The following is a 7,312-nucleotide window of genomic DNA, read 5'->3' on the forward strand; positions in this document are numbered from 1 at the left end:
TCAACTTATTTTGTAATGCTCGTCTTTGAGCACCGCCTCGGCACATTTGATTCCGTCAACTGCGGCAGAAACAATGCCTCCTGCATATCCTGCACCCTCTCCGCAAGGATAAACGCCCTGAATGTTGCATTCCAAGAATTCGTCACGCAAAATACGGACACTGCTTGAACTTCTTGTTTCGGGTGCCGTGAGCACTGCGTCATATAGGTTGAAGCCGTGGAGCTTGTTGTCCATTTGCACTATTGCGTCTTTCATTGTTGCCGAAACTTTCTGCGGCAAACATTCTTCAATGCTTGTGAGCGTAACTCCCGTAGGGCAAGTAGGCTGAACATCGCCAAGCTGTTTGCTTTCTTTGCCTGCAAGAAAGTCGCCGACAAGTTGTGCCGGTGCTCTGTAATCTCCGCCTGCAAGTTCAAACGCTTTGTGCTCGATTTCTCTTTGATAATATATTCCTGCAAGCGGATGGTCAGACGGGAAATCCTTTGGCTCGATTCCGACCAAAAGTGCGGAGTTTGCGTTTTCTCCGTCACGGGCAAGCGAACTCATACCGTTCACGATAACGCCCTCTTTTTCGCTTGCTGCGGCAACAACCGTTCCGCCCGGACACATACAAAATGTGTATGCGCCTCGCTCGTGAAGTCCGTGGCAGGCAAGCTTGTAATCGGCAGCACCCAATTTAGGGTGCCCTGCGAATTTGCCATATTGCGCCTTGTTGATGAGGCTCTGCGGATGCTCAATTCTTGCACCGACCGAAAACGGCTTTTGAATAATCTCGACTCCAAGGTTGTACAGCATTTCAACGGTATCTCTTGCGCTGTGACCGATTGCCATAATTACGCTGTCGGTTTCAATGTCAAAGCGTTCTCCGTGGCAGATATATGACACACCCTGAACCGCTCCGTTTGCCGTGTGGAGTTTGTCAAGTCTGCATTCGAGTTTAACCTCTCCGCCCAGTTGTTCAATCCTCTTGCGGATGTTTTTTACAACTATTGCAAGCCTGTCCGTGCCAATGTGTGGCTTTGAAGAATATAAAATTTCCTCGGGAGCACCTGCTTCGTAAAGTTCGTCAAGCACCTTGCGGATGAACGGACTTTTGATTCCCGTTGTGAGCTTGCCGTCCGAAAATGTGCCTGCTCCGCCCTCGCCGAATTGAACATTGCTTTCTTCGTCAAGTTTGCGCTTTGTCCAAAATTCATTTACATCACGTTGTCTTGCGTCAATGTCCTTGCCTCGTTCGAGGATAATCGGCTGTGCGCCTGCCTGTGCAAGTATAAGTCCTGCCAACATTCCTGCCGGACCGAATCCGACAACAATCGGACGAAACTGTGAGTCTCTGTTGTTTGCAGGTAATTCGTATTTGTAAGGCTTAACTATCATAGCCTTGTTTGATTTGCACTTTGCAACAATCTGCTCCTCGTCAAGCGATATTGTCACATCAACGCTGTATGTGAAATGAACATCATCCTTGCGTCGAGCGTCAACACTCTTTTTGAATATCGTCAGATTTGTGATGTATTTTTCGTTTATTTTTAAGGTCTTTGCCGCCTTCGATTTGAGGAGAGCCTCGTCGTCATCAAGCGACAGCTTTATTTCGTTAATTCTTATCATAGTTATTCAATGTCAATCTTTTTGTAATGCTGTTTGCGGCGTTGAGTCCGCTGTATATTGCGTAAGTAAGGTTGAAACCTCCACATTCAAATTGGTTGTCGGTCAACTCGCCTACTATATAAAGGAACGGCACAAGCGTTGATTCGTTTTCATCTGTCAATTCGTTGTTAGGAACTCCGCCTTTTGTGATTTGGGCAAATTCGTATCCCTTTGTTCCTGTGATGATTATTCGCTGATTCTTGATGCACATTGCCGCTCTTTGGATGTCACCGCCCGATTGCTTTTTGATTATTGTTGCAAGCTTCAGCGGAAGTATTCCGTCAAACGAATGAAATTTTTCGCAGTGAGCCACAAGTTGTTCTTCACTCATTTCAGGAACGAAGTCGATGATTGCAACAGTCTTGTCCTGTCCCGATTGAAGTCTTTCGTCGTTGATGAGGGTTGAAAGATTCATCACAACGATGCCCGAAAGACCGTAGTCCGTAAACAACAATTCGCCGTATTCTTCACCCAAAATCTCACCGTCGGTTTCGATTTTAACAAGGCATTTTGTTCTCGTGCCTTTTAGCGAACGGCAATTCTTGTTTGATGATTTGAGCTGAACAAGGGCAGGGGAAAGCTCGGTGATTGAATGACCGAGAGCCTTTGCGTAATCGTATCCGCTGCCGTCCGAGCCGAGTGATTTCTGCGCCTTGCCACCCGTAGCGAGCACAAGGGTAACACAGTCGAATACACCTTTGTTTGTGTAAACATAAAATCCGTCACCAAAATGTTCAACTCTGTTTATTTCACATTCGGTCACTATATTTATGCCGAGTTCGTCGCATTGGTTCTTGAGCACTTCAACAACGGTTGAGGCTTGAAGAGAATACGGATACATTCTGCCACATTCGTCCTCACGCAAAACAATACCCACGGAATTCAAGAATTCAAACACTTCGTTGCAGTGCTCGGCATTTTTGTTTGCAATGTTGCATCTGCCGTTGCCTGTTGCATGAATTTTCTTTAGTATATCGTCAAGATGCTCCAGCACGGTTACATCAAGGTTAGGATTATTCTGTTTTATTCTGACAGCAGTCGCAATGCCCGAAGCACCGCCACCGATAATAACCGCCTTCATATTAATCTCCCTGTATGCGAAAAAAATGTTGTAATAAAATTGTATATATATTATAATACATTATAAATAAATTTCAACATAAATTTTAGCTTAAATATATACATTCTTGTATATATGCTTCATATCGAACGCAACATTTAAAAAAGACTTGACATTGATTGACATTTGTGGTATAGTCTTTGTACCTCGTAAAAAGGGTTTTTATTTTTGTGCCCTGTTTTCGACAGGTTCGTAAGCGTTGCGAACCCAGACAGCACGAGGGAGATTGTTATCGAAATTAATTAGGAGGTGCCAAAATGAGAGTTAAGATTACATTAGCTTGCACTGAATGCAAACAACGCAATTACAACACAATGAAAAACAAGAAAAACACACCTGACAGACTTGAAATGAACAAGTATTGTCGTTTCTGTAAGAAGCACACACTTCACAGAGAAACAAAGTAACGGAGGAATAACGATGGCTGAAGATAAAAAGGCTAAGAAGACAGACGCTAAGAAGTCAAAAAACGATAAGCAGAAGTCTAAGAAAAATCCGTTCAAGTCAATCGCAAGTTTCTTTAAGAGTGTAAACAGTGAAGGTAAAAAGGTTTCATGGCCTAAAGCACAGGAAGTGTTAAAGAACACTCTTGTTGTTATCGTAGTAATCGCTATCGTAAGTGCGGTAATTTATGTTATCGACCTTGGTCTTACAAGCGGTATGAAGGGCATCAAGCAGTTGGCACAAACAACTACAAGCCAGTCAGAATCAACAAACGAGAAAACAACAGCAGAGGCTCTTACCGAAGCTACAACAGAAGCCACCACTGCCGAATAATCAAGGAGGCACACGATGGAAGAAGCAAAATGGTATGTTGCTCACACATTTTCAGGTTATGAAAACAAGGTAGCAACCGACCTTAAAAATAAGGTCGAAAACCTTAATCTTACTGATATGATTCAGGATATTGTCATTCCTACCGAAACCGTTGTTGAAGTTAAGGACGACGGCACAAAGAAGGAAATCGAGAGAAAAATATTCCCTTCATACATTATGGTAAAGATGATAATGACAGACGACACTTGGTACATTGTCCGCAACACAAGAGGTTGTGCAGGTTTTGTTGGACCTGAGGGCAAGCCTGTTGCTCTTACCGAGGAAGAAGTTAGAAATCTCGGCGTAGAAAAGGTAAGCGTAGAGGTTCAGTACGAAGTGGGCGATATGGTAACAGTTATTGACGGTCCTCTTGAGGGCTTCACCGGTACTGTTGAATCAATAGACACAGCCAACAACAGCGTACAAGCAATTGTATCTATGTTCGGCCGTGAAACTTCAGTTGATTTTGAACTTGACCAATTGGAAAAGGTCAAAGATTGATTTTAGTAATCAGCAGCTTTGCTGCATTTACCGTAGGGTGTTATTTATAGCATCTTATGAGTGGGAGGAGATATGCTTCTCCGCCAATAACCACATTTTTTAGGAGGAAAATAATTATGGCTCAAAAGGTAGTAGGTTTAATTAAACTTCAAATTCCTGCCGGTAAAGCAACTCCGGCACCACCTGTAGGACCGGCTCTTGGTCAGCACGGTGTAAACATTGTTGCTTTTACAAAAGACTTTAACGAAAGAACAAAGAATGACGCAGGTCTTATCATTCCTGTAGTAATTACTGTATATGAAGACCGTACATTCACATTTATCACAAAGACACCGCCTGCAGCAGTTCTTATTAAGAAAGCATGCGGAATTGACAAGGCATCAGGCGTACCTAACAAGACAAAGGTTGCAACAATCTCAAAGGCTGATGTTCAGAAGATTGCTGAGCAAAAGATGGCTGACCTTAATGCAGCATCAGTTGAAGCAGCTATGTCAATGATCGCAGGTACAGCTCGCAGCATGGGTGTAGTAGTAGAAGACTAATTCCCAATGTGGGAGGAAAAATCCGATTAACCACTGGAGGTATTTTAATGAAACACGGAAAGAAATATACAGATGGCGCAAAATTGATTGACCGCGCTAATTTATACACATCAAAAGAAGCTTTGGATCTCGTTGAAAAGACAGCTAAGGCTAAGTTTGATGAAACAGTAGAAGTACATGTTCGTTTGGGCGTTGACTCTCGTCATGCAGACCAGCAGGTTCGTGGCGCAGTTGTTTTGCCAAACGGTACAGGTAAGGATGTTAAGGTTGCAGTATTCGCTAAGGGCGATCTTGCAAAGGCTGCTCAAGAAGCAGGTGCAGATTTCGTTGGCGATATGGACTTGATGCAGAAGATTCAAGGCGGCTGGATGGAGTTCGATGTATGTATCGCATCTCCTGATATGATGGGCGTTGTTGGTCGTTTGGGTAAGGTTCTCGGCCCTCGTGGCTTGATGCCGTCACCAAAAGCAGGTACAGTTACTATGGATGTAGCAAAGGCTGTACAGGAAGCTAAGGCAGGTAAGATTGAATACCGTCTTGACAAGTCAAACATCATTCACTGCCCAATCGGCAAGGTATCATTCGGTACTGAAAAGCTCCTCGAAAACTTCAATGCTCTCCTTGACGCAATTATCAAGGCAAAGCCTGAAGCAGCAAAGGGTCAGTACATTAAGTCTTGCGCAGTGGCTTCAACAATGGGTCCAGGCGTAAGAATCAACCCTTCAAAGGTTGGCTCTGTAGCATCTGCAGAATAAACGAATTATTAAAATTGTGTAGTTAGTCAATAGATTTTCTACACAATTTTCTATTTAGAAGGAAAAATATTATGAAAAAGAAATTTGTATCAATATTGTTAAGCTTGACTATATTAATTACATCATTTATGAGTTGTATTACTGCACATGCAGAATATATAGGAAGTGTTAATACTAGTAAAACTGCTTATGATATATCGGTTGGCGAAACTCAAACAATAAGCTTTATAAATAATAATTCTGAATGGGTAAATAGTGATGATGCTGATTGGATAGATCAAGGAGAAGGTTGGTTTAAGTTTACAATAGTAAAAACTGGATATTATGAGGTCGAAATTCTCAATCCGCTTATTAACAGTTCTGGATATTCCGATTCATATGCGTATGTTAAAAACGCTTATGGCGATGATTTGTTCTCTACAACAAATAATGATGTTACTCATAAGGAAAGAGGGGCTGGAAAGTTAACACCTGGAATTTACTATATTGAAGTGAATTGTTTACTTGAAGATGATCAAAAATATGATGCACAAATAAAACTTTGTGAGCATATTCATGATTATCAAATTAATAGATTTTCAGATGAGCTTACTTATTATTCATGTAGAATTTGTAATTATTCTTTTTATAAAGATACTGTAAATTCACCAAGTAAAACATCTATAAAAACTTTATCTTCTGCAAAAAAAGCACTTGTTGTTAAGTGGACAAAACCTTCAAATGCATCCGGATACCAAATTCAAATTTCGACTGATAAAAAATTTAAAAATAATAAAAAAGTGGTAACTATTAAAAATTCAAGTACATTATCTAAAAAGATAACCGGATTAAAATCAAAGAAAAAATATTTTGTAAGGATAAGAACATATATAACTGTGAACGGCAGTAAAAAATACTCTTCATGGTCGAGTGTAAAAAGTGTTAAAACAAAATAAATATTTTAAAAGCTATTGACAAGAGCGCTCTCTTGTGATACAATATACAAGCTGTTCAACCAAAGACAGTAGGTGTCCCTGTGACATAAGCATTGTCGCCTACCGAGGAATGAGCATTATGTAGCACTTTCGTGCAAATTTATGTAATGTCGTGCATCCTCGATTTGGGGATGCACTTTTATATTTGTTGGATAGCTCCAAAGTCCGCTTGTGCGGCAAAATAATTATGGAGGTAAACTAAAATATGCCAAGTACAGTAGTTCTTGAAAAGAAAAAGCAACAAGTTGCCGATCTTGCAGAACGCATCAAGGGTTCATGCGCAGGTGTAGTTGTTGACTACAAGGGTATCAACGTTGAAGACGATACAAAGCTCAGAAAAGAGCTTCGTGAAGCAGGCGTTACTTACACAGTAGTTAAGAATTCTATCCTTAAGCGTGCAGCTGAAGAAGTTGGACTTGAGATTGCGGATTCTGTTGTAGAAGGTACAACAGCAGTTGCAACATCTGTTGACGATTACGTAGTAGCAGCTCGTATCCTCAACAAGTACGCAGAACAAAATGAAAGCTTCAATATCAAGACAGGTTATCTCGATGGCGCAGTTATCGCTAACGAAGAAGTTGTAGCACTCGCTAAGCTTCCTTCAAGAGAAACTCTCCTTGCAACTATCGCAAGTGTTGTAGTAGAACCTATCGCTTGTATCGCTCGTGCAGTTAATGCACTTGAAGAAAAGGGCGGTGCATCAGCAGTTGAAGCAGCTCCTGAGGAAGCTCCGGCTAAGGAAACTCCTGCAGAAGCACCGGCTGAAACACCGGCAGAATAATTACTAAATTTAATTCTAATTATAACGGAGGAAAAAATCATGGCATCAGAAAAGATTACAGCAATTGTAGATTCAATCGCAGAACTTACAGTTCTTGAACTTAAAGAACTCAAAGAAACAATCGAGGAAACATTCGGCGTAACTGCAGCAGCAGTAGCAGTAGCAGCAGCTCCGGC

The 7,312-nt window shown here is 41.5% G+C and carries 9 protein-coding genes, 1 pseudogene and 1 other annotated feature; of the genes and pseudogenes, 8 read left to right on the forward strand and 2 right to left on the reverse strand.

The features are described from left to right. Both Q0E03_RS07475 and Q0E03_RS07480 read right to left on the reverse strand, forming a co-directional pair. Positions 1–1,608: an NAD(P)/FAD-dependent oxidoreductase gene (locus Q0E03_RS07475; RefSeq protein ID WP_297131136.1), complete on the reverse strand. Its 1,608-nt coding sequence runs from the start codon at positions 1,606–1,608 to the stop codon at positions 1–3. Beyond that, entirely contained in the window at positions 1,595–2,728 is a 1,134-nt protein-coding gene (locus tag Q0E03_RS07480) for an aminoacetone oxidase family FAD-binding enzyme (RefSeq protein WP_297131140.1), read from the reverse strand. The genes Q0E03_RS07475 and Q0E03_RS07480 overlap by 14 nt, the downstream gene beginning before the upstream one ends. A gap of 296 nt (positions 2,729–3,024) precedes the next feature. Between Q0E03_RS07480 and rpmG the strand changes: the two genes are divergently transcribed. From rpmG to rplL, 8 genes and pseudogenes are all read left to right on the forward strand, one after another. Then, complete coding sequence (gene rpmG, locus Q0E03_RS07485) at positions 3,025–3,174, forward strand: 50S ribosomal protein L33 (protein ID WP_022194415.1); 150 nt, start codon at positions 3,025–3,027, stop codon at positions 3,172–3,174. A 13-nt stretch (positions 3,175–3,187) separates the two neighbouring features. Beyond that, a complete protein-coding gene (gene secE, locus Q0E03_RS07490; protein WP_294836267.1) occupies positions 3,188–3,544 on the forward strand; it encodes a preprotein translocase subunit SecE in 357 nt (118 codons plus the stop codon). Positions 3,545–3,559: 15 nt separating this feature from the next. Then, positions 3,560–4,084 carry a transcription termination/antitermination protein NusG gene (nusG, locus tag Q0E03_RS07495; protein ID WP_078767860.1) on the forward strand — a complete coding sequence of 175 codons (525 nt, stop codon included), beginning with the start codon at positions 3,560–3,562 and terminating at the stop codon, positions 4,082–4,084. A 116-nt stretch (positions 4,085–4,200) separates the two neighbouring features. Beyond that, positions 4,201–4,626 (forward strand): 50S ribosomal protein L11, encoded by a 426-nt coding sequence (gene rplK / locus Q0E03_RS07500; protein WP_297131143.1) that lies wholly within the window; start codon positions 4,201–4,203, stop codon positions 4,624–4,626. 47 nt (positions 4,627–4,673) lie between these two features. Continuing rightward, positions 4,674–5,381: a 50S ribosomal protein L1 gene (gene rplA / locus Q0E03_RS07505; protein ID WP_297131146.1), complete on the forward strand. Its 708-nt coding sequence runs from the start codon at positions 4,674–4,676 to the stop codon at positions 5,379–5,381. Between the two features lie 71 nt (positions 5,382–5,452). Continuing rightward, entirely contained in the window at positions 5,453–6,316 is an 864-nt protein-coding gene (locus tag Q0E03_RS07510) for a fibronectin type III domain-containing protein (RefSeq protein ID WP_297131149.1), read from the forward strand. A 41-nt stretch (positions 6,317–6,357) separates the two neighbouring features. Further along, positions 6,358–6,507, forward strand: a sequence feature (ribosomal protein L10 leader region). A gap of 53 nt (positions 6,508–6,560) precedes the next feature. After that, positions 6,561–7,136 (forward strand): 50S ribosomal protein L10, encoded by a 576-nt coding sequence (gene rplJ, locus Q0E03_RS07515; protein WP_297131152.1) that lies wholly within the window; start codon positions 6,561–6,563, stop codon positions 7,134–7,136. A gap of 39 nt (positions 7,137–7,175) precedes the next feature. Beyond that, positions 7,176–7,312, forward strand: a pseudogene (gene rplL, locus Q0E03_RS07520) (50S ribosomal protein L7/L12); the annotation flags it as partial.

It is taken from the genome of uncultured Eubacterium sp. (genome assembly GCF_934525195.1).
GTDB lineage: Bacteria > Bacillota > Clostridia > Oscillospirales > Acutalibacteraceae > Eubacterium_R.

Coding starts and splice junctions, on each gene's coding strand:
- Q0E03_RS07475 (WP_297131136.1), bottom strand. CDS start 1,608: ATGATAAGAATTAACGAAATAAAGCTGTCGCTTGATGACGACGAGGCT.
- Q0E03_RS07480 (WP_297131140.1), bottom strand. CDS start 2,728: ATGAAGGCGGTTATTATCGGTGGCGGTGCTTCGGGCATTGCGACTGCT.
- rpmG (WP_022194415.1), top strand. CDS start 3,025: ATGAGAGTTAAGATTACATTAGCTTGCACTGAATGCAAACAACGCAAT.
- secE (WP_294836267.1), top strand. CDS start 3,188: ATGGCTGAAGATAAAAAGGCTAAGAAGACAGACGCTAAGAAGTCAAAA.
- nusG (WP_078767860.1), top strand. CDS start 3,560: ATGGAAGAAGCAAAATGGTATGTTGCTCACACATTTTCAGGTTATGAA.
- rplK (WP_297131143.1), top strand. CDS start 4,201: ATGGCTCAAAAGGTAGTAGGTTTAATTAAACTTCAAATTCCTGCCGGT.
- rplA (WP_297131146.1), top strand. CDS start 4,674: ATGAAACACGGAAAGAAATATACAGATGGCGCAAAATTGATTGACCGC.
- Q0E03_RS07510 (WP_297131149.1), top strand. CDS start 5,453: ATGAAAAAGAAATTTGTATCAATATTGTTAAGCTTGACTATATTAATT.
- rplJ (WP_297131152.1), top strand. CDS start 6,561: ATGCCAAGTACAGTAGTTCTTGAAAAGAAAAAGCAACAAGTTGCCGAT.